This window comes from Pseudomonas sp. LAMO17WK12:I5, from assembly GCF_900215165.1.
GTDB classification, from domain to species: domain Bacteria; phylum Pseudomonadota; class Gammaproteobacteria; order Pseudomonadales; family Pseudomonadaceae; genus Aquipseudomonas; species Aquipseudomonas putida_A.
In genome coordinates, this window is the sequence record NZ_OBDS01000004.1 from 352,387 (window position 1) to 373,918 (window position 21,532).

Sequence of the window (21,532 nt, forward strand, 5' to 3'; positions counted from 1 at the left end):
CCGGTCTCAAGCTGCCTGTTTTGCCGTGACGAACGCCGCAAGGCTCGCCACATTGGTGAAGTGGTTACGGGTGTCTTTGGCGTCGGCGTCGATCTTGATACCGTACTTTTTCTGGATCGCCAGACCCAGTTCCAGTGCGTCGACCGAATCCAGGCCCAGGCCTTCGCCGAACAGCGTCTGCTCGTCGCCGATGTCGTCGACGCTGATGTCTTCGAGGCCCAGGGCGTCGATGATCAGCAGTTTTATTTCACGGTGCAGATCGCTCATCTTCGGCGAGCTCCTTAATGTAGTAAGAGTGCAAATAATCATTGAGCTTGCGCGAGGCCTGCGGTGCCGGGCCTTGCGTGGCGAAAGTCTGTGGATCTATATCGGCCCCGACACGAAAACTGAAGTGCACGCGGCGGTGGGGGATGCGATACCAGGGTTCGGCCTTGGTCAGGGTGGTCGGATTGACCTTGATGACCACTGGCGTAAGGATTTTCGCACCGCGCAGGGCAATCGCTGCAGCCCCCCGATGAAAGGCTGGCGCCTGACCCGGTTGAGTGCGCGTGCCCTCGGGGAAAATGATCAGGGTCTGGCCGTTTTGCAGGGACTCGGCGGCAGCGTCGAGCATGTCCATGCTGCCGTCGTTGCTGATGTATTCGGTACTGCGCAGCGGGCCGCGGGTGAAGGGGTTTTCCCACAGGCTTTTCTTCACCACGCAATTGGCCTGGCGCACCAGGCCGATCAGGAACACCACGTCGATCAGCGACGGGTGGTTGGCGATGATCATCTGCCCTGGACGCCCGAGGCGTTCGGCCCCTTGAATGTCATAAGTCAGCACACCGGTGCGGGCCATGAACCGCACGAAAAACCAGAACAGCCGACTGACGGTTTGCCGCGCGCGTTGACGATGCCTGAGCGCGTCACCCGGCAGACAGCCGAGCAGCGGAAATACCAGCAAGCGCAGGCACAACCCGCCGAGCCCGAACAGGGTGAAACTGGCGGCGGTGGCCAGCAAGCGCCAGTAATAGGCGTCGCGGTTCTTCTCGGTCACGGGTTGCGTTGCCAGGTCCATACACGATTTTTCCAGGCATGTTGGCAATGGGTTTGCTGACCGAGCAGGGCGCGCAACAGATTCAGCGCGTGGGGCCAGTGCGCTTTGGACACTGTTTCCTGGCCGCTGTTCAGGGTCAGCCGCCAGTCGGTACCGGGGGTGAGCAGCAGACCCAGCGCATAAGGGAATGGCACGTCGTCGACCCACTGCGAATAGGCCTGTGGCGGCTGTTCTTCGGTGATGATCAGCAGCACCGCGGGAGCGCCTTCAGCGAGCAGGGCGGAGGCTTCAACGATGCCGTGTTCCAGGCCATCGCCTGCGGCCGCCAGGGCCGTCATTTCGCTGTTTTCACCGCGCATGATCGACCACAGACCAATGATCGCGTTGTGCACCGACAGGCTGAACTGGGTCGGCGACAACGGCTCGTCCTTGGCCAGATCACTGAGGATCTCGAAGGTGCGCGGGGTTTCGCCGTGTCGTGAAACAAACACCAGCGGCAGGTTCTCCCGTCCGTCGGCCAGCGGCCAGCCGACGCTGAACGCCATCCGCGCCAGACGGCTGAGGCGTCGGCGCTGCATGGCTGGCAGAAACGACACATCGGGCGCGGCATCGCTGCTCGGGAGTACGACCGGTTGTCGGCTCCAGGCCTGCCACGCGTCCACGCTGTCGAGCCCCGGGGCCCACGCGCGCCATTGGGCGATGTTGAAGTTGATCACGGATGTTCATCCCGCCCCTGCGGGCTTTTATGACGCTTTGAGTCGCCAGGGCCGCGGCTGACCTGAGGTGGCGCATGGCGCCGGGTGGCGCGCATTATCCCGGTGCGACGAGTGTGTAGCAAATGTTGGTTACGTTTTACGCAACGAAATGTACCGAGTGGTTCGTGGAGAAAATGTCATTTGGCCATTATCCGGATCGTGCGGGATTTGTCTGTCGGGCATATCAGCGCACTCGGGAGGTTTTTGCCCGCTGTGCCCGCTGATTTTTGCGCCTGACTCTGCAGTCCGCGTCGTTGAAGGTAGCGAAGCGCACGCACAGGCAACTACACTCGGTCATTCTTTGATACACGGAGGTTTTGTCATGCGGCGCGTGGTGTTCAATCAGAAAGGTGGCGTGGGCAAATCCAGCATTGCCTGCAATCTGGCGGCGGTGAGTGCCAGCGAGGGCTATCGCACGCTGTTGGTCGACCTCGATGCCCAGGCCAACTCCACTCAGTACCTGACGGGGCTCACCGGCGATGACATACCGATGGGCATTGCCGACTTCTTCAAGCAGACCCTGTCTTCCGGGCCGTTCTCGAAGAAAAACCAGGCCGACATCTACGAAACCCCGTTCGACAACCTGCACATCATCACCGCTACCGCTGAGCTGGCCGACCTGCAGCCCAAGCTCGAGGCCAAGCACAAGATCAACAAGCTGCGCAAATTGCTCGATGAGCTAGATGGCGAATACGACCGGATTTATCTCGATACCCCGCCAGCATTGAACTTCTATGCAGTGTCGGCGTTGATCGCCGCCGATCGGGTATTGATTCCCTTCGATTGCGACAGCTTCTCGCGGCAGGCGCTGTACGGCCTGCTGGCGGAGATCGGAGAGTTGAAGGAGGACCACAACGAAGGTCTGGAAGTCGAAGGCATCGTGGTCAACCAGTTCCAGGCCCGGGCCAGCCTGCCGCAGCAGATGCTTGATGAGTTGATCGCTGAAGGTTTGCCGGTGCTGCCGGTGTACTTGAGCAGCTCGGTGCGCATGCGCGAGTCGCACCAGGCCAGCACCCCGCTGATCCACCTCGACCCGCGGCACAAGCTGACGCAGCAGTTCGTCGAACTGCACAACCTGCTCGAAGACCACTGATTTCCGGATTTCACTCCACTCTCCTGTGGGAGCGAGCCTGCTCGCGAAGAGGCCAGCACGTTCAACATCTCTGTTGACTGAACGGGCGCGTTCGCGAGCAGGCTCGCTCCCACATTGGGTCCTCCGGAGGATCAGATGCCCTGGCTACGCAGCCACGCCATCAACTGCGGCAACGGAAACGCCCCGCTCTGGCGCGCCACTTCCCGACCGTTCTTGAACAGAATCAAACTCGGAATCGAGCGAATCCCCAGCTGCGCCGACAACTGCTGATTGGCTTCGCTGTCGAGCTTGGCCAACCGGCACTTGCCCGCCAACTGCGCGGCCGCCTGCTCGAATACCGGCGCAAAGGACTTGCACGGCCCACACCAGTCCGCCCACACATCCACCAACAACGGCAGATCCCCTTTGATCTGGCTGGCGTAATCGCCTTGCTTGAGTTCGAACGGCTTGCTCAACAGCACCGCGGACTTGCAGCGCCCGCATTTCGGTTGATCGCCCAAACGTTCGGCGGGGATGCGGTTGAGGCCGTTGCAGGCGGGGCAGGGGATGAGGAGTGGAGTGGTCATGACGGGCTCGGTTTAAGTTGATATCTCGTACGACTGATCTGGAGTCGTACGAGGCGTTTATCAAGGTTGAATCCGGAGCCTCAAGACGAACAACTGATCTCCAGATGCTTGCCCCACTCTGGCGGCCGCTCGGCATAACCTTCCATCCCCGGCTGCTCGTCGAACGGTTTGCTCAGCACCGCATGCAGGCGGCGTACTTCGGAGTAGTCGCCTTGTTCGGCGGCGTCGATGGCTTTTTGCGCCAGATAGTTGCGCAGGATGTACAGCGGATTGACCGCGTGCATCCGTGCACGGCGCTGTTCCTGATCGCTGTCGCCATCGCGGGCAACCCGTGCCACGTAGCGCTCGCCCCAGGCATCGAAGCCTTTGATGTCGACGAAGTCATCGCGCAAGCGGGCGACAGCCTGTTCTGCGGACTCCTCACCGAGATGGCGGAAGAACAAGGTGTAGTCGACGCCGCTGTTCTGCATCAGTTGCAACAGGTCTTCGAGCAGTTTCTGGTCGTCATCCTCGGCGCTGGTGAAACCGAGGCGGCGGCGCATCAGGTCGAGGTAGTGCGCCTGGAACAGCGGCAGGTACAGGCCGAGGGTTTCGCGCAGGGCTTCGACGCTGATGAACGGCGTCAGAGCCTGGGCCAGAGCGCTGAGGTTCCACTGGCCGATCGGCACCTGGTTGCTGAACGAGTAGCGGCCCTGATCATCCGAGTGGTTGCAGATGAAGTTGGCGTCGAAATCGTCGAGGAAGGCGAACGGGCCGAAGTCGAAGGTGATGCCGAGGATCGACATGTTGTCGGTGTTCATCACCCCGTGACAGAAGCCGTAGGCCTGCCACTTGGCGATCAGTTCGGCATTGCGCTCGACGATCTCGCGGAACATCGCCAGATACGGTTCCGGTTGCTCCAGGCACTCGGGATAGTGCATCGCCAATACGTGTTCGCCGAGCAATTTCTGCTGCTCGGGACGCTTGGTGTAGTAGAAGTATTCGAAGTGGCCGAAGCGCACATGGCTTGGCGCCAGACGCAGCACCATCGCCGCGCGTTCCTGCTTTTCGCGCCACACCGGAGTGTCGGAGCCAATCACGCAGGCGGCACGTGAAGACGGGATGTTCAGCGCGTGCAGCGCTTCGGAGGCAAGGAATTCGCGGATCGACGAACGCAACACCGCGCGGCCATCGCCCATGCGCGAAAACGGCGTCTGCCCGGCGCCCTTCAGATGCAGGTCCCAGTGTTCGCCGGCGTTGTTGTAGACCTCGCCAAGCAACAGCCCGCGACCATCACCCAGTTGTGGCGTGTAGCCGCCGAACTGATGCCCGGAATAGACCATCGCTCGTGGTTCGGCATCGGCCCACAACTTGTAGCCGCCGAACAGTTCAGCAAATTCCTGAGTCTCAGCGGTTGCCGGATCAAGATCGAGCAAGGCCAGGGCCGCCGGGCTGGCGACGACCAAACGCGGGTTGTCGATCGGCTCGGGCAGCACGTGGGCGGAGAACGCATCGCCGAGGCGGGCGAAGCGATTGTCGAAGGTCAGTTCGTCGAGGGCTTTCAAGGGCCGGCTCCAGCAGAATGTCCGAACATTCTGCTGGGATCAGACCGGTTAGTCGAGTTTGGCCGGCGGCGGCTCTTGCAGCGGCTTTTGCTCGGCGCCAATCGGCACGATGGTTTTGTTCTCGTCCTCGATCGGCACCAACTTGTATTCCTGGCCATGAAGGTTTTTCAGGTACACCTCCATCTGGCGGAACGAGATGTTGATGTGCTGCTTCTTGAACTCGCGATTGATGAAGCGGTTCACTTCGTCGATCACCGGGTTGCGGTCACCGAGGTCACGCACGTGCATGCGCAATTCGTGGTCGAGGGTGCTTTCGCCGAAGTTGAGGAAGTACACGTGCGGCTCGGGCTCTTTGAGCACGCGCGGGTTTTCCCGGGCGGCCTTGAGCAGCAGTTCCTTGACCAGATCCAGGTCGGAGCCGTAGTCCACGCCCAGCTTCAAGGTGACGCGGGTGATGGTGTCGGTCAGCGACCAGTTGATCAGTTGCCCGGTGATGAACGTCTTGTTCGGGACAATGATGTCCTTGCGGTCGAAGTCGGTGATGGTCGTGGCGCGGATGCGGATCTTGCTCACCGTGCCCGACAGGTTGCCGATGGTGATGGTGTCGCCGATCCGCACCGGACGCTCGAACAGGATCATGATGCCGGAGATGAAGTTGGCGAAGATCTCCTGCATACCGAAACCGAGGCCGACCGACAGCGCCGCCACCAGCCATTGCAACTTGTCCCAGCTGACGCCGAGGGTCGACAGGGTCGAGACAAAACCGACACCGGCGATCACGTAAGACAGCAGCGTCGTGGTCGCATAGGCGCTGCCCTGCGCCAGATTGAGTTTCGATAGCACGAACACTTCGAGCAGACCCGGCAGGTTGCGGGCGAGGGCGAAGGTGATGCCGATGATGATCAGCGCGCCGAGCATGTCGCCGATGCTGATCGGCACCATGCTCATGTTGGCGCCAGTGCCGCTGGTGTATTCGTAGAGGGTGATGTTGTCGAGGTACGAGAACACCGAGATCAGGTCGGCCCAGACCCAGTACAGCGCGGCGATGAAACCGCCGAGCAGTGCCAGGCGGATCAGGCGCAGCGACTGTTCGTTGACCTTTTCGATGTCCAGGGTCGGCTCTTCGATGACTGCTTCGCCGTCGCCTGCTTCTTTCGCCGCCTGACGTTTGGCCAGGGCGCGCTGGTAGGCCAGGCGGCGTGCGGCGACCGCCAGACCACGGACGAAGGTAGCCTCGATCACCAGCCAGAACATCAGCAGGTACAGGGTGTTGATCAACCGGTCGCTGAGTTTCAGCGCGGTGTAGTAGTAGCCGAAGCACACCGCGACGAACAGGGCGATTGGTAGCAGGGTGAACATCACGCCCACGGCCCTGCGGAACAATGAGGTGTTTTCGTGGGCCGGACTGCTGATCAGCAGACGGCTGAGCAGCCACGCCATCAGGGCGTAGCAGGTCAATACCACCGGCATGCCGAGCACGTCGTCAGCCAGCGCTGCCGGTTGCAATTCGGCCACCGCCACCACGGTCACCAGCGCCATCACCACCAGCCCGAGGCGACGGATCCAGCCCTGAAGGAACTCGACCTGCGGTTTGTCCCAGCGGAAGTGCAACTCCGCCACGCCGCCCGGCGAGAGAATCCGGTAAGCGGTGTAGAACACCAGCCACGCCTGGCCCATCTGCAGCAACGCCGCGCCCATGTTGGCGTTTTGCCCGCGGGCGTCGATCTGCAAGGCCAGGCCGCACAGGCCCAGGCCCAGCGCTACCGGCATCGCCAGCAGAATATTGATCAGAATCGCCTGGGGCGTATGCCACTGGCTGTCACGCTTGAAGTGCCCGATGTCCTGGTGAACCTTGTTCAGGCGCGCATAAAGCGCCTTGCGCCGCCACAGCAGAGCGCCGATCAGCAAGGCCAGCGGCAGGAACAACAGCGGGCGCTGGGTCAGGCCGTCGGTCAGCTCGCTCAGGCTTGAGGCCAGCGGCAGGGTGTCGATCTGGCGCTTGAGCCGCTCTGGCACGCCGCGAATCCATTCCGCGTCCAGCGGCTTGTTGCTGGGGATCCAGAACATCTGCTCGTCGAGAGTCGCACGCAGGCTTTGAGCAGTGCTCAGCAGTTGTTTCTGGTTGAGTTGCAGAGTGATCGATTCGTTGAGCACCGCGCTCAGTTCGCGGTTCAGGCGCTCCAGCAGGTCGGCGCGGGTGTTGGCCAGTTCCATCAGGCTCTTGCGCAGTTGCGGGGTGACTTGTTCCGGCGGCTGGGTGGAGAGCAGATTGTCGACGTAGGTCGCCGGATTGCTCAGGAGTTCACGCTGCTGGCTGACTTCGAATTGATACAGGCGAATGTCGGCGATCTGATCCGCCAGATCGCGGTCGACCTTGAGTCGCGGCAGCGCCTGTTTCTGCTTATAGAGAATCTTCGACAGCAGCAGACTGCCCTTGAGCACGTTGATCTGCTCGTCGAGGGCCGAATCGCTTTGGGTCAGGCTGTCGAGTTGCTGTTTGGTCTGCAGGTTCTGTTGAGTGACTTCGTTGAGTCGGTCGGTGCTTTTGAGCAGGTAGTCGGAGAGCTTGAGGTTGGCCGCACTTTCGGTGGCGAGCAGGCTGCTGCCGCCGGCCTTCTGCGCCTCGATCGACTGCTGAGTGACAGTTTCCTGAGATTGCGCCAGACGCTTCTGGTTGATCAGAGTCTGCAGTTCCTGGATCTCGCGATCGAGACGGTCGGATTTCTCCGAGAGCAGGTCGTGCTGACTGTTGCCCAGATCCTGCAGCTGGCTGTTGCCCGCCAGTTCCTGGCGGCGCAGCGGAATCAGTGAGTTCAACGCGGCGAGCTCGGCGTTCAACTGGTCGCGCTGCTCGGCGCTGACGGTCTTGCCCGCGTCCTTGCCGGACTTGAGGATGTTGTTGATCTGCTGGATGCGCGTCTGGCTGGCAGAGATTTCTGCCTGCGCCCGCTCGGGACGGGTCTGGGCAGTGATGATCAGGCTGTTGGCATCGGCCAGGGCCTTTTGCAGGTCGCTCTGCTGGGTCGAGCGATCGGTGAGGATCTGCTCCAATTGCTGGATCGACTCTTTGGTGAAGCGCTGCGCCACCGGCACCACTGGCGTGGCCTTGAGGCGCGTCAGTTCGCGGGTGTTCTCGATGGTCTGCCGCGGGGCGGAGGCCAGTTGCTGCTTGAGGTCGATCAGCTTCTGGTCGTAATCACGCCGGCTGTTGAGTTGATTGAGCGTGGTTTGCAGGACCGTCTGCAGGCTCTTTTTGTCGGCATCCGGCAGTTTGCTGTCGGCCAGCTTGTCCAGGCTGGCCTGCACGGCTTCGCTGGACGGCGGTTCGGCGGCGTAGAGCGGGCCGACGGAAAGACTCAGGCCCAGCAGGGCCGCGAAAAAGAAAGAGCGCAGGGTAGGCATAGAGACCGGTCAAGCAAGTGAGAGTGGACGCAGTTTAGAGGAAGAGACCGGGGCCCGGGCGACTTCCTTCGGGGAATCTGACGCCCACTTTGCCGATCTTGTTCCCGTCCATGACCGCGACCGTCCAGTGAGTGTTGTTCCACTCCACCTGGTCGCCAACGATCGGTGCCCCCCCGACCTTTTGGGCAATGAACGCACCCAGGGTCATGTCCGGATCGATGCCTTCGGCCGGTAGGCCATATAGCGCGGCAACCGCTTTAAGCTGGGCGTCTCCTTCGAGCACGAAGTCGCCGAAGAAGCGCAGATCGAGGCCGCGTTGCGGTGCCTGGCTGAACAGTTTTCCGAGCGCTGGCAAGTTGTGTTCATGGCCGATAACACACAGTAAATCATCGACTTCCAGCACCGTACTACCCGACGGATGGAGCAGTTGCTGGCCACGAAACAGGGCGGCGATGCGGGTGCCTTCGGGCATTTTCAGCTCGCGCAAGGGCGAACCGATGCACCATTTCTCGGCGCCGAGCTTGTAAACGAACAGCTCCCACTCGCTGGTGATGTGCACTTCCAGTGCCGAACGGGAAATCGGCGCCGGCTCGGGCGGGACCGTCACCTTCAACAGTTTGGCCACCCACGGCAGGCTCGTGCCCTGCACCAGCAGCGACACCAGCACAATGAAGAACGCGAGGTTGAAATACAGCTGCGCATTCGGCAACCCGGCCATCAGCGGGAACACCGCGAGAATGATCGGTACCGCGCCGCGCAACCCGACCCAGGAAATAAACGCTTTCTCGCGGCCGTGGAATGCCTTGAACGGCAGCAGACCGACCAGCACCGACAGCGGCCGGGCGAACAGAATCATCCACAGCGCCAGACCCAGAGCGGGCAGGGCGATCGGCAGCAAATCGTGCGGGGTAACCAGCAACCCCAGCACGAGGAACATGCCGATCTGCGCCAGCCACGCCATGCCATCGAGCATGTGCAGAATGCCGTGACGGCTGCGCACCGGGCGGTTGCCGATCACCAGACCGCACAGGTACACCGCGAGGAAGCCGCTACCGTGCAGGGCGTTAGTCAGGGCGAACACCACCAGACCGCCGGCGATCACCAGAATCGGGTACAGGCCGGTGGCGAGGTTGATCCGGTTGACCAGTTGCAGCATCAGCCAGCCACCGCCAAGGCCGATCACGCCGCCGATGCCGAATTCGCGGATCAGGTGGGTCAACAGGCTCCAGTGCAGGCCGGTCTGGCCGCTGGCGAGCATGTCGATCAGGGTCACGGTGAGAAACACCGCCATCGGGTCGTTGCTGCCGGATTCGATTTCCAGGCTGGCGGTCACCCGTTCGTTGAGGCCCTTGCCGCCGAGCAGCGAGAACACTGCGGCGGCGTCCGTGGAGCCGACGATGGCGCCGATCAGCAGGCCCTGGATCAGGTTCAGGTCGAACAACCATGCCGCGGCCATACCGGTCAGCCCGGTGGTGATCAACACCCCGACCGTCGCCAGCGACAACGCCGGCCACAGGGCCACGCGGAAACTCGAGACCCGTGTGCGCAAGCCGCCGTCGAGGAGGATCACCGCCAGTGCGAGGTTGCCGACCAGATAGGCCGTCGGGTAGTTATCGAAAATGATCCCGCCGCCATCGACCCCGGCGGCCATGCCGACCGCAAGAATAATGACCAGAATCGGGATGCCGAGACGGGAGGAAAGTGAGCTGACAAGAATGCTCGCACCTACCAGCAACGCGCCGATCAAGAACAGGCTGTTGATGGTCGTCGCATTCAAAGGCAGTACTCCAGAAGCGTAAAGACGGGCACAAACTGACCATGCAGTCTGCGTGCCAGCGATTCTAACCTGTTGAAATGTGATGCTGTCAAAAAGCTTTTTACGTGGGCATCACATTGAATGGGCACCGAATGAAAACTGTGGTGAGGGGATTTATCCCCGATGGGTGGCGAAGCCGCCCTAAACGCTGAATGCGAGGTGCATCAGATACACCTCGCACGATGGTTTTACGACTGCTTCGCAGCCGATCGGGGATGAATCCCCTCGCCACAATGGATTGCTCCCGATATGGCGAAGTGGGCCTTACAGGCTGAACCGCCCAACCATATTGTTCAGATCCAGCGCCAGGCGCGACAGCTCGTTGCTCGCCGCACTGGTCTGATTCGCGCCGGTAGCCGATTGCACCGACAGGTCGCGGATGTTCACCAGGTTGCGATCCACTTCGCGGGCCACTTGTGCCTGTTCTTCAGCGGCGCTGGCGATCACCAGATTGCGCTCGTTGATTTCGACGATGGCGGTATTGATGGTGTCCAGCGACATCCCGGCACCCCGCGCGATGTTCAGCGTCGATTCGGCGCGCTCGGTGCTGTTGCGCATCGAATCCACGGCGTGTTCGGTGCCACTCTGGATGCTGCCGATCATGCGTTCGATTTCGCTGGTCGACTGCTGGGTGCGATGCGCCAGCGCACGGACTTCGTCCGCCACCACGGCAAAACCGCGACCGGCTTCACCGGCACGCGCCGCTTCGATCGCCGCGTTCAGGGCCAACAGGTTGGTCTGATCCGCCAGACCACGAATCACGTCCAGCACCTTGCCGATGTCACGGGATTCATTCGCCAGATCACCGATCAGGGTCGCGGTGCTCTGTACGTCGGCGCTCATGCGTTCGATGGCGCTGACGGTTTCCTGTACCAGGTCACGGCCGTCGCCCGCCGAAGTGGTGGCGTTCTTCGAGGCTTCCGAAGTGCTCACCGCATTGCGCGCGACTTCTTCCACGGCGCTGGTCATCTCGTTGACGGCGGTGGCGGCCTGCTCGATTTCGTTGTTCTGCTGGGTCAGGCCACGGGCGCTTTCGTCGGTGACGCTGTTCAGCTCTTCGGCAGCGGAAGCCAGCTGGGTGGCCGAGCCGGAGATGCGCTGCAAGGTGTCGCGCAGCTTCGATTGCATCTTGGCCATGGCCGCCAGCAGACGCCCGGCTTCGTCGGTGCCGTCGACGTGGATCGGCTGGGTCAGGTTGCCTTCGGCGATGGTTTCCGCCGCGTCCAGCGCTTTGGAAATCGGCTTGGTGATGCTGATGGTCAGCAGCCAGGCGAACAGGAAGGTCAGGCCGGTCGCCACGACCAGCAGGGTGACCACCAGATTGAACGCCGAGGAATACTGGTCGACCGCCTCTTGATTGGTCTGGCTGATCTGCTCGCCGTTGATCTGCATCAGGCGGTTGAGCACGGTGTTCATCGCTTCGGAGTTGTTCAGCAACTCGGTGTTGAGCAGGTTGCGCAGCTCATCCACCTGATTGTTGCGCGACAGGCTCTTCATCCGGTCTTCGATCTGGCGGTACTGGCCGAGCAACTGCACATATTGATCGTAGGCCGCGCGTTCCTGCGGGCCGCTGATCAACGGCTCATAGGCCGTTTGGGCGGCGCGGATCTGCTGGTTGCGGGTGTCCAGCAGTTCCATGGTCTTCTGCTGTACGTCCGGCTCGCGGTTGACCAGCAAGCGGTAGGACAGCACCCGCAGGCGCAAGGTCAGTTGGGTGAACTCGTCGAGGTTCTTGATGCTCGGCACGCTGCTGGACGTGATGTCCTCGGCAGCGCCACGGATTTTGCTCATCTGGTTCAGGGCAAACACGCCGAGAATCAGCATCAGGCCGCCGATCAGGGCGAAGCCGGTGAACGCCCGGGGGGCGATATTCATATTGCGAAGGGACATGGCGCGGATACCAAAAAGGGCCGCATCCATGCGGGCTGAGACTGCTGTATGGATGACTTATCGGTCATACGACTAAAGTCTTGAGGCACTGTGCGTATTTGTCGCATATGGGCCTGAGCGACGAAGTGCAGGAACCAGATCGGCAGATCACAGTCTTTTAAACTCGCGAGAACGGTCGGCCGCCAGGAAAATCAAGGCCTTGCGCCGGTATAACCCTGGCATCCGCAGTGACTTTTCTTTATCGTACGCGCCCTTTGAAAAACGCCTGGAAGATCAAAATGTTGGAAGCATCCCTCAGCCAATTGGAACAGCTCGTCAGCGACCTGGTGCAACAGAACCAGACCCTCACGCAAACCAACCAGACCCTGTCCACGGAACTGGCCCAGGCCAAGGATGAAAACGAAAGCCTGCAACTGAGCCTGATGGAACAGGAAGAGAAGCACGGCGCCACCGCAGCGCGCATCCAGGCTCTGGTTGATCGCGTCAACGCAGGCCCTGTCAGCGCATGAACCACGGCACTGCAGGGGTAAAAGTCATCTCCATTCTCGGGGAGGACTATTCGATCAAGGCACCGGCCGGGGAAGAACAGACCCTGTTGGATGCCGCACTGATGCTCAAGGCCGCCCTGGCCGACACCAAACGCAAATACCCGACGCTGATCGGTGACCGCTTGCTGGTGCTGGCAGCGATGAACCTGTGCTCGCAGCAGATCGAAATGAAGAAGCAGCATCAGGCAGAACTCGACCGTTACCAAGAGCAAGTCAGCGCCACGGTCGACACCATCGCCAAGACCATCAATCAGGGCTGATGGGGTTGCGCACAACCAAAGAATAAATTGTCGATACAGGTTGTATACAATCGGCACGGCTGTTGCATTGTTTCGGCCACTTATTCTTTGGGGGTGCTCCATGCAGTTGTGGCGACGCAGTATTCAATGGCAGCTGATTCTCAGCATGGGCACCGCCCTGCTGGTCAGCATCCTGATCGTGGTTGGCATTTATACCCTGGTGGTTAACCGCCTCGCCCAGAGCTATCTGGTCGAGCAAGCGCTGCCGTCAAGCATCGAAGCGACGCGCAACGACATCGAACGCATCCTCGTCCAGCCGCTGACCGCCGCCAAAGACATCGCCAGCAATTCCATGGTGCGCGACTGGTTGGCGTCGGGTGAAGACAGCAGCAAAACAGCGGCCTTCGCGCAGTATCTGGAGGGCATCCGCGCCGAACATAAAGCCTTCACAGCACTGATCATCGGCACCGATTCCAATCACTACATCACTGAAAAGGGCCTCGACCGCACCCTCAGCAGGGCCAAGCCGGCCGATGCCTGGTTTTATTCCTTCCTCGACAGCCATCAGCCGCGCACCCTGAACATCGACAACGATGGCGCCACCGGAGAATTGGCACTGTTCATCGACTTGAAGGTCGAGCAGGCCGGCAAAGTGGTCGGCGTCGCGGGACTCGGCCTAAGCATGAAAGAGCTGTCGGAGTTGATCCACAACTTCAGCTTTGGCGAGCGCGGCAAGGTCTATCTCGTGCGTTCCGACGGTTTGATCCAGGTCCATCCCGAAGCGCAGTTCAGTGGCAAGCGCACCCTCACGGAGCAGATCGGTGCGTCGGCGGCGCAAGCGGTCATGGGTCAAAAAGTTGCCACCAACAGCTCCTTCCAGCGCGATGGCGAAGACTTCCTCGCCTTCAGCCTGCCGCTGCGCGATCTGGGCTGGACGCTGGTGGCCGAAGTGCCGCAAGCGCAGATCTACGCCGAAGCCCGCAAGGCGATGTGGATGAGCGGCGGCATCGGTCTGGCGGTGGCACTGGTGTGCCTGGCGCTGGTGGTGTGGCTGGCCCAAGGGTTGGTGCGACCGATTCGTCAGGTAACAGCCGCGCTGGTAGCGATCGGTAGCGGCGGTGGAGATTTGACCCATCGGTTAGATTCCAGCCGCGCCGATGAGCTGGGCGATCTCGCGCGCGGCTTCAATCGTTTTCTCGACAGCCAGCGCGGGCTGATCGGCGAAGTGCTGACCACCAGCGAGCGTCTGCGCACAGCAGTCGGCCAAGTGGCGAAAGTGGTGGAAAACACCGCCGAACGCTCCGGGCGCCAGCAGGAAATGACCGACATGGTCGCCACGGCGGTGCACGAGATGGGCCTGACCGTTCAGGAAATCGCGCAGAACGCCGGCAACGCCGCGCTGGCTTCACAGACTGCTCGCGATGAAGCAATGCAGGCGCGGGAAGTAGTCGGTGGCTCGATCCGCCATATTGAAAGCATGTCCGACGAGATTGGCGTAGCGGCGGGCGCGGTGGGTGAGCTGGCACAACAGGTGGCGTCGATCGACTCGGTGCTGGCGGTAATTCGCGGGGTGTCCGAGCAGACCAATCTGCTGGCGCTCAACGCGGCGATTGAAGCGGCGCGCGCCGGAGATATGGGGCGCGGGTTTGCGGTAGTGGCGGATGAAGTGCGCACCTTGGCGCGCAGGACTCAGGCGTCTACCGACGAAATCCAGCAGATGATCGGCAGCCTCAAACAAGGCGCAGAGAATGCCGTGTCATCGATGCGCACCGGGCAGGCGGCGACCGGCACCGGGGTTGAGTCGAGCCAGCGTACAGGCGCCTCCCTGACCGCGATTACCGGGCAGGTCGAACGCATCAGTGACATGAACCATCAGGTTGCGACCGCGACGGAAGAACAGTCGGCGGTGACTGAAGAGATCAATCGCAACGTGCAGGGGATTTCCGATCTGGCCCGGGCGACGGCGGGCGAGGTGCGGGCGTGTCGCGAGGATTGTCAGATGTTGCAGCGGTTGGCGGATGATCTGGCAAGGCAGATGGGTGGGTTCAAGTTGAGCTGATTGATGCGTAGCCTGGGCTGATGCCTTCGCGAGCAGGCTCGCTCCCACATTGGCTCCGGTGTGTTCACATAAGCCGTGATCACCTCAATACCTGTGGGAGCGAGCCTGCTCGCGAATGGTTTCAGCCGCTAAAAAGCTCCTGGATCAAAACCACGCATCCTGCATCGCCAGACACGTATCATCCCGCGCCTCCAGCAACGCCAGCTCATGGTGACAGCCCGGCACTTCCCACGTCAGGAAATACCGCGCCGCCTGTAGCTTGCCCTTATAGAAGTCAGCATCCGCCGCATTGCCTTTGGCCAAGCCTTCCTCAGCCCGAATCGCCTGCTCCAGCCAGCGCCAGCCAATCACCGTGTGCCCGAACACCCTCAGGTACAGCGCCGAATTCGCCAGGCTGCTGTTGACCTTGCCCTGCGCCAGATCGGTCAGCAGGCCGATGGTGACTGTTTGCAGGCGAGCCACCAATTGCTCCAGTGGCTCACGCAGTGCGGTCAACGATTCGTACGCTGTCGCGCGCTCGGCGGTGTTGGCGATCAGACGGATCAGTTGCTTCAATCCGGCGCCGCCGTTCTGCGCCAGTTTGCGCCCGAGCAAGTCCAGCGACTGAATGCCGTGAGTGCCTTCGTGGATCGGGTTCAGGCGGTTATCGCGGTAGTACTGTTCCACCGGGTATTCGCGGGTGTAGCCGTGACCGCCGAGGATCTGGATCGCCAGTTCGTTGGCCTTCAGGCAGAACTCCGACGGCCAGGATTTGACGATCGGCGTCAGCAAGTCCAGCAGCTCGTGGGCCTGTTTGCGCTCGGCTTCGGTTTCCAGCGTGGTGGTGTCATCGAACAGCCGCGCCGCGTACAGGCCAAGGTCAAAGGCCCCTTCGACGTAGGACTTTTGCGTCAGCAGCATGCGTCTGACATCGGCGTGCTGAATGATCGCCACTGGCGCCGTGGTCGGATCCTTGCTGTCCGGCACTCGGCCTTGCGGGCGTTCGCGGGCGTATTCCAGCGAATATAGGTAGCCGGCGTAACCGAGCATCACCGCGCCCATGCCGACGCCGATCCGCGCCTCGTTCATCATCTGGAACATGTAGCTCAAGCCATGGTGCGGCTTGCCCACCAGATAGCCGACGCACTCGCCGTTATCGCCGAAGTTCAGCGCGGTGGAAGTGGTGCCGCGCCAGCCCATCTTGTGGAACAGCCCGGCCAGCAGCACATCATTGCGCTGGCCGAGGCTGCCGTCAGCGTTGACCAGAAACTTCGGCACGATGAACAGCGAAATGCCCTTCACCCCCGGCGGCGCGTCCGGCAGCTTGGCCAGGACCATGTGCACGATGTTTTCCGACAGCGGATGATCGCCGCCGGAAATGAAGATCTTGTTGCCCTTCAGGCGATAGGTGCCGTCAGACGCCGGCTCGGCGCGGGTACGAATATCCGACAGCGAGGAACCGGCGTGCGGTTCGGTCAGGGCCATGGTGCCGAAGAAACGGCCGTCGATCATTGGTTGCAGGAATCGCTGTTTCTGCTCGTCGGTGCCAAAGCTTTCGATCAGATTGGCCGCGCCCATGGTCAGGAACGGGTAGGAAGTAGTCGCCGCGTTCGCCGCTTGAAAGTGCGCAAAGCAGGCTTGCGACAACAGTGTCGGCAGTTGCATGCCGCCGGCTTCGAAGCTTCGCGCGGCATTGAGGAAGCCGGCCTCGAGGAACGCGTCCACCGCCGGTTTCACTTCGGGAATCAGCATCGCCTGACCGCTCTCGTAGCGCGGCTCGTTCTCGTCGCCCTTGCGGTTGTGCGGTGCGAAGTATTTCTCGGCGATGCTGCGCGCGGTGCCGATGGCCGCGTCGAAGGTCTCGCGGTTGTGTTCGACGAAGCGCTCACGCCGGGTCAGGCCCTCGGCATCGAGGACTTCGTACAGCTCGAAAGCCAGATTGCGGGAACTGAGCAGCGTCTCGGACATGGCGGCCTACCTGAAAATTGGGGTTGGGCCGAGTCTAGGCGTGCTGATAAAGACTGAATACGATGATTGATAACGGTGATGTCAGGGCCGAGCACCGACTTAACAAACACCCCAAAACAACTGTGGGAGCGGGCTTGCTCGCGAATGCGGTGGATCAGTCACTGGAGATGTCGACTGACACAACGCCTTCGCGAGCAAGCCCGCTCCCACATTGGGATTTGATTGTCAGGCAACCATCGCGGTTGCCTGACTTCTCGGGTTTAACCGATAGTCATCAGGCTGGCATTACCCCCCGCCGCCGCGGTGTTGACGCTCAATGCACGCTCGATCACCAGACGCTCCAGCGCAATGTTGGTCTCGCCCTGGGACAGGCCCTGAACGCCAACGATCGCACCGGCGCGCTTGGCAATCTGCTGGCAGACACCACGCAACTGGTCGGAATGGCCGTGATGCAGCACGGCATCAAACACCACTTCATCCTTGTGCCAGTCGGCAACCCGTTTGATCCGCGCCTGAACTTCCTTCGGCAGGCGTGTGAACAATGCCTTGCTGATGTCGGACTCCGGCCATACCGCCGAACCGCCGACCGCCAATACCGCCGCCAGTTGGGTCAGCAGATCGCCTTCGACGTCGGCCAGGCACAGCACGTGTTCACGCGGCAGGATCGCGTAGCTGTTCTTCTCGCCGGTCGGGCCGGTCAGCACGCGGGTGATGCCGCTTTGCGATTGCGCGGCGTACTGCACGCACAGTGTGCTCAGTTCGGCGTACTGGTTGCTTTCGGCCCAAGCCTTGAAGGCGTTCAGCGGTTTGCTCATGGCATCACGCAGACGCACGTCCGGGGCGACGACTGCATCACCGCGAGCGAAGGATTGTTCGATCGCGTCAGTAGGACGGGTCGACAGCAGACGGTACAGGTACAGCGGACCGCCGGCTTTCGGGCCAGTACCCGACAGGCCTTCGCCGCCGAATGGCTGCACGCCGACCACAGCACCGACGATGTTGCGGTTGACGTAGACGTTACCGGCGTTGACGTTGTCGATCACCTTGGCGATGGTCTCGTCGATGCGGGTGTGTACGCCGAGGGTCAGGCCATAACCGGAGGCATTGATCTGGCCGATCAACTGGTCGATGTCCTTGCGCTTGTAGCGCACCACGTGCAGCACCGGGCCGAAGATCTCGCGTTGCAGCTCGTCGAAGCTTTCCAGCTCGATCAGGGTCGGCATGACGAAGGTGCCGCGTTTGACTTCTTCGCTGTCGGCGATAGCCACCTGATAGACGCTGCGACCTTTATCGCGCATGGCCTGGATGTGCTTGTCGATACCGGCCTTGGCTTCAGCGTCGATCACCGGGCCAATGTCCACGGACAGGCGCTCAGGGTTGCCGAGGCGGCTTTCAGCCATCGCGCCTTTGAGCATTTCGATGACACGGTCGGCGGAATCTTCCTGCAGGCACAGCACGCGCAGGGCCGAGCAACGCTGGCCGGCACTGTCGAAGGCCGAGGACACCACGTCGATCACCACTTGTTCGGTCAGCGCCGAAGAGTCGACGATCATCGCGTTCTGCCCGCCGGTTTCGGCGATCAGCGGAATCGGACGGCCCTGGCTGTCGAGACGGCCAGCGATGTTGCGTTGCAGCAGGCGCGCGACTTCGGTGGAACCGGTGAACATCACGCCTTTGACGCGCTCATCACCGACCAGACCGGCACCGACGGTTTCACCGCGACCCGGCAGCAGTTGCAGCACGCCTTCGGGAATCCCGGCTTCCAGCAGCAAACGTACGGCTTGCGCGGCAACCAGCGGCGTCTGTTCCGCAGGTTTGGCCAGTACCGGGTTACCGGCGGCCAGTGCGGCAGCGACCTGACCACTGAAGATGGCCAGCGGGAAGTTCCACGGGCTGATGCACACCACCGGGCCCAACGGGCGGTGGGCGTCATTGCTGAAATCGTTGCGCGCCTGCACCGCGTAGTAGCGCAGGAAGTCGACCGCTTCACGCACTTCGGCGATGGCGTTGGCGAAGGTCTTGCCGGCTTCACGGGCCAGCAGGCCCATCAGTGGCTGGATCTCGCCTTCCATCAGGTCGGCGGCACGCTCCAGAATCGCCGCGCGCTCGGCCGGCGGGGTGGCCTGCCAGATCGGTGCAGCATTCAGCGCGCACTGGATCGCGTTGTCGACGTCTTCGACGGTGGCTTCCTGCACGTGACCGACCACATCGCGGTGATCAGCCGGGTTCAGCACTGGCGCTGGGGCTTCGTTGCTGGAAGCGCAACCGAGCATCGGTGCGGCTTTCCAGTTGTTGTGCGCAGTGGCGAGCAGGGCGCAGGACAGCGAGGCCAGACGATGTTCGTTGGCCATGTCGATGCCGGCAGAGTTGGCGCGATCGGCGCCGTAGAGGTCACGCGGCAGCGGAATGCGTGGGTGCGGCAGGCCGAAACCACCTTCCACGGTCGCCATCTGCTCGATCTGCGCCACCGGATCGGCCACCAGTTCCTGAATCGAAATCGACTGGTCGGCGATGCGGTTGACGAACGAAGTGTTCGCGCCGTTTTCCAGCAGACGACGCACGAGGTACGCCAGCAGGGTTTCGTGGGTGCCGACCGGTGCGTACACGCGGCACGGACGGTTCAGCTTGCCTTCGGAAACTTTGCCGACAACCTGCTCGTAGAGCGGTTCGCCCATGCCGTGCAGGCACTGGAATTCGTACTGGCCCGGGTAATAGTTCTGACCCGCAATGTGGTAAATCGCCGACAGGGTGTGGGCGTTGTGCGTGGCGAACTGCGGATAGATGACTTCCGGCACCGACAGCAGTTTGCGTGCGCAGGCAATGTAGGACACGTCGGTGTACACCTTGCGGGTGTAGACCGGATAGCCTTCCAGGCCTTCGACCTGGGCGCGCTTGATTTCGCTGTCCCAGTACGCGCCTTTCACCAGACGGATCATCAGGCGATGACGGCTGCGACGGGCCAGATCGATCACGTAGTCGATCACGTATGGGCAACGCTTCTGGTAAGCCTGAATCACGAAGCCGATGCCGTTCCAGCCGGTCAGTTGCGGTTCGAAGCACAGGCGCTCGAGCAGATCCAGCGACAGCTCCAGGCGGTCGGCTTCTTCGGCGTCGATGTTCAGGCCGATGTCATATTGCTTGGCCAACAGGGTCAGCGACAGCAGGCGCGGGTACAGCTCGTCCATCACGCGCTCGTACTGCGCACGGCTGTAACGCGGGTGCAGGGCCGAGAGCTTGATGGAAATGCCCGGGCCTTCATAAATCCCACGGCCGTGGGAGGCTTTGCCGATCGAGTGAATGGCTTGTTCGTACGACGCCAAGTACTTCTGCGCATCGTGTTCGGTGAGGGCCGCTTCACCGAGCATGTCGTAGGAATAACGGAAGCCCTTGGCTTCGAACTTGCTCGCGTTGGCCAGCGCTTCGGCGATGGTTTCGCCGGTGACGAACTGCTCGCCCATCAGACGCATGGCCATGTCGACGCCCTTGCGGATCATCGGCTCGCCGCTCTTGCCGATGATCCGGCTCAGCGACGAAGTCAGCCCGGCTTCGTTATGGGTCGACACCAGTTTGCCTGTCAGCAGCAGACCCCAGGTGGCGGCGTTGACGAACAGCGACGGGCTGTTGCCCAGGTGCGGCTGCCAGTTGCCGGTGCTGATCTTGTCGCGGATCAGCGCATCGCGAGTGCCTTTGTCCGGGATGCGCAGCAGCGCTTCGGCCAGGCACATCAGGGCCACGCCTTCCTGGGACGACAGGGAAAATTCCTGTAGCAGGCCCTGAACAATGCCTGCACGACCGCCGGCACTTTTCTGGTTACGCAGTTTTTCCGCGATGGTCGCGGCGAGTTTGTTGGTGGCGTCGGCCATCGGTGCCGGCAGGCGTGCCTGCTCGATCAGCATCGGCACCACTTCCGGCTCAGGGCGACGGTAAGCAGCGGTGATCGATGCGCGCAGTACCGATTGCGGCAGGATGCTTTCAGCGAATTCGAGGAAGCACTGGTGGGCGTGATCGGTATGGACTTCACCGGCGTCGTCGGTGTCTTTGGCGGTCAAACCGTTCAGCTCGGTCAGGGTTGCACCACCCTCGAGTTTTTCCAGGTAATTGAAAATTGCCTGCTTGATCAGCCAGTGCGGTGTGCGATCAATCGAGGTCGCGGCAGCCTTCAGGCGCTCGCGGGTCGGGTCATCGAGTTTGACCCCAAGGGTGGTGGTAGCCATATTTTTATCCTCATGGTTGCCACAGTTGCGTGGCATCAGCTGGCGGCAAGATTAGCCGTGCGCCGAAAGAGGTGCAACCGGGTGCAACCCTTTTTTTGTCGGAAAAATAAACGCTTCGTCAGGAATTATTTTCTGGTACTGAAGTGCCGCTCCTGCTTGGTGCTTTTACTTCTAGCGGAGCGAGTGAACTGCGCTAAAAGGGAGCAAAAACGGCCTGTTTATCGTTATATCCGACTAGGTGCAACTTAATCGCCAGAAACTGGTTGCACCTTTTTTACTTTGTTGCATAGCATTCGCGCCCAAGGTGCAACCGGGAATACCCGGTGCATCGGCTGGTGGCTTTCCTGGGGAAACATCAGTCCTAAATGCGCGGGATCGCAATTCGTCTGCCAAACGTCGCCGTTTTTGGACGATCAATCACCG

14 protein-coding genes and 2 pseudogenes are annotated in these 21,532 nt (G+C 61.4%); 5 read left to right on the forward strand and 11 right to left on the reverse strand.

Annotated elements, in window-relative coordinates; genetic code table 11:
* Nucleotides 1-6: 6 nt before the first annotated feature.
* The 3 genes from CRO59_RS09400 to CRO59_RS09410 are packed head-to-tail and all read right to left on the reverse strand — an operon-like array spanning nt 7 to nt 1,752.
* Nucleotides 7-267, reverse strand: a complete 261-nt coding sequence (locus tag CRO59_RS09400; RefSeq protein ID WP_007967290.1) for a phosphopantetheine-binding protein — start codon at nt 265-267, stop codon at nt 7-9.
* Complete coding sequence (locus CRO59_RS09405; protein ID WP_027611343.1) at nt 248-1,057, reverse strand: 1-acyl-sn-glycerol-3-phosphate acyltransferase; 810 nt, start codon at nt 1,055-1,057, stop codon at nt 248-250. Before CRO59_RS09405 ends, CRO59_RS09400 begins: the two co-directional genes overlap by 20 nt.
* Nucleotides 1,033-1,752 carry a beta-ketoacyl synthase chain length factor gene (locus tag CRO59_RS09410; protein ID WP_027611344.1) on the reverse strand — a complete coding sequence of 240 codons (720 nt, stop codon included), beginning with the start codon at nt 1,750-1,752 and terminating at the stop codon, nt 1,033-1,035. The genes CRO59_RS09405 and CRO59_RS09410 overlap by 25 nt, the downstream gene beginning before the upstream one ends.
* Nucleotides 1,753-2,113: 361 nt before the next feature.
* On the opposite strand from CRO59_RS09410, the gene CRO59_RS09415 reads away from it, so the two are divergent.
* A complete protein-coding gene (locus CRO59_RS09415; protein WP_027611345.1) occupies nt 2,114-2,884 on the forward strand; it encodes a ParA family protein in 771 nt (256 codons plus the stop codon).
* 131 nt (nt 2,885-3,015) lie between these two features.
* Here the strand turns inward: CRO59_RS09415 and trxC are convergent, their stop codons facing one another.
* The 6 genes and pseudogenes from trxC to CRO59_RS29245 form a co-directional block, all read right to left on the reverse strand.
* Nucleotides 3,016-3,450: a thioredoxin TrxC gene (gene trxC / locus CRO59_RS09420; protein ID WP_027611346.1), complete on the reverse strand. Its 435-nt coding sequence runs from the start codon at nt 3,448-3,450 to the stop codon at nt 3,016-3,018.
* 80 nt (nt 3,451-3,530) lie between these two features.
* A complete protein-coding gene (gene selO, locus CRO59_RS09425; protein WP_097087042.1) occupies nt 3,531-4,994 on the reverse strand; it encodes a protein adenylyltransferase SelO in 1,464 nt (487 codons plus the stop codon).
* Between the two features lie 48 nt (nt 4,995-5,042).
* Nucleotides 5,043-8,396 (reverse strand): mechanosensitive channel MscK, encoded by a 3,354-nt coding sequence (mscK, locus tag CRO59_RS09430; protein ID WP_097087044.1) that lies wholly within the window; start codon nt 8,394-8,396, stop codon nt 5,043-5,045.
* Between the two features lie 34 nt (nt 8,397-8,430).
* Entirely contained in the window at nt 8,431-10,173 is a 1,743-nt protein-coding gene (locus CRO59_RS09435) for a potassium/proton antiporter (protein ID WP_095138054.1), read from the reverse strand.
* A 303-nt stretch (nt 10,174-10,476) separates the two neighbouring features.
* Nucleotides 10,477-11,349: a methyl-accepting chemotaxis protein gene (locus CRO59_RS29240; RefSeq protein ID WP_371917813.1), complete on the reverse strand. Its 873-nt coding sequence runs from the start codon at nt 11,347-11,349 to the stop codon at nt 10,477-10,479.
* Nucleotides 11,350-11,379: 30 nt separating this feature from the next.
* A pseudogene (locus tag CRO59_RS29245) lies at nt 11,380-12,132 on the reverse strand (MCP four helix bundle domain-containing protein); the annotation flags it as partial.
* Nucleotides 12,133-12,380: 248 nt separating this feature from the next.
* Here CRO59_RS29245 and CRO59_RS09445 point away from each other — a divergent pair.
* The 4 genes and pseudogenes from CRO59_RS09445 to CRO59_RS29255 all read left to right on the forward strand — a co-directional run bounded on the left by CRO59_RS09445 (nt 12,381) and on the right by CRO59_RS29255 (nt 14,948).
* Complete coding sequence (locus CRO59_RS09445) at nt 12,381-12,611, forward strand: hypothetical protein (RefSeq protein WP_003220969.1); 231 nt, start codon at nt 12,381-12,383, stop codon at nt 12,609-12,611.
* Complete coding sequence (locus tag CRO59_RS09450) at nt 12,608-12,910, forward strand: cell division protein ZapA (protein ID WP_027611351.1); 303 nt, start codon at nt 12,608-12,610, stop codon at nt 12,908-12,910. The genes CRO59_RS09445 and CRO59_RS09450 overlap by 4 nt, the downstream gene beginning before the upstream one ends.
* Nucleotides 12,911-13,055: 145 nt before the next feature.
* A pseudogene (locus CRO59_RS29250) lies at nt 13,056-14,081 on the forward strand (cache domain-containing protein); the annotation flags it as partial.
* A 135-nt stretch (nt 14,082-14,216) separates the two neighbouring features.
* Nucleotides 14,217-14,948 carry a methyl-accepting chemotaxis protein gene (locus tag CRO59_RS29255; protein ID WP_371917814.1) on the forward strand — a complete coding sequence of 244 codons (732 nt, stop codon included), beginning with the start codon at nt 14,217-14,219 and terminating at the stop codon, nt 14,946-14,948.
* Nucleotides 14,949-15,092: 144 nt separating this feature from the next.
* On the opposite strand, the gene CRO59_RS09460 is transcribed toward CRO59_RS29255, so the two are convergent.
* Nucleotides 15,093-16,895, reverse strand: coding sequence for an acyl-CoA dehydrogenase (locus tag CRO59_RS09460; RefSeq protein ID WP_097087049.1), 1,803 nt, complete (start codon nt 16,893-16,895; stop codon nt 15,093-15,095).
* Nucleotides 16,896-17,155: 260 nt separating this feature from the next.
* On the reverse strand, nt 17,156-21,109 hold the full coding sequence (gene putA / locus CRO59_RS09470; RefSeq protein ID WP_097087050.1) for a trifunctional transcriptional regulator/proline dehydrogenase/L-glutamate gamma-semialdehyde dehydrogenase: 3,954 nt from the start codon (nt 21,107-21,109) through the stop codon (nt 17,156-17,158).
* Nucleotides 21,110-21,532: the final 423 nt, after the last annotated feature.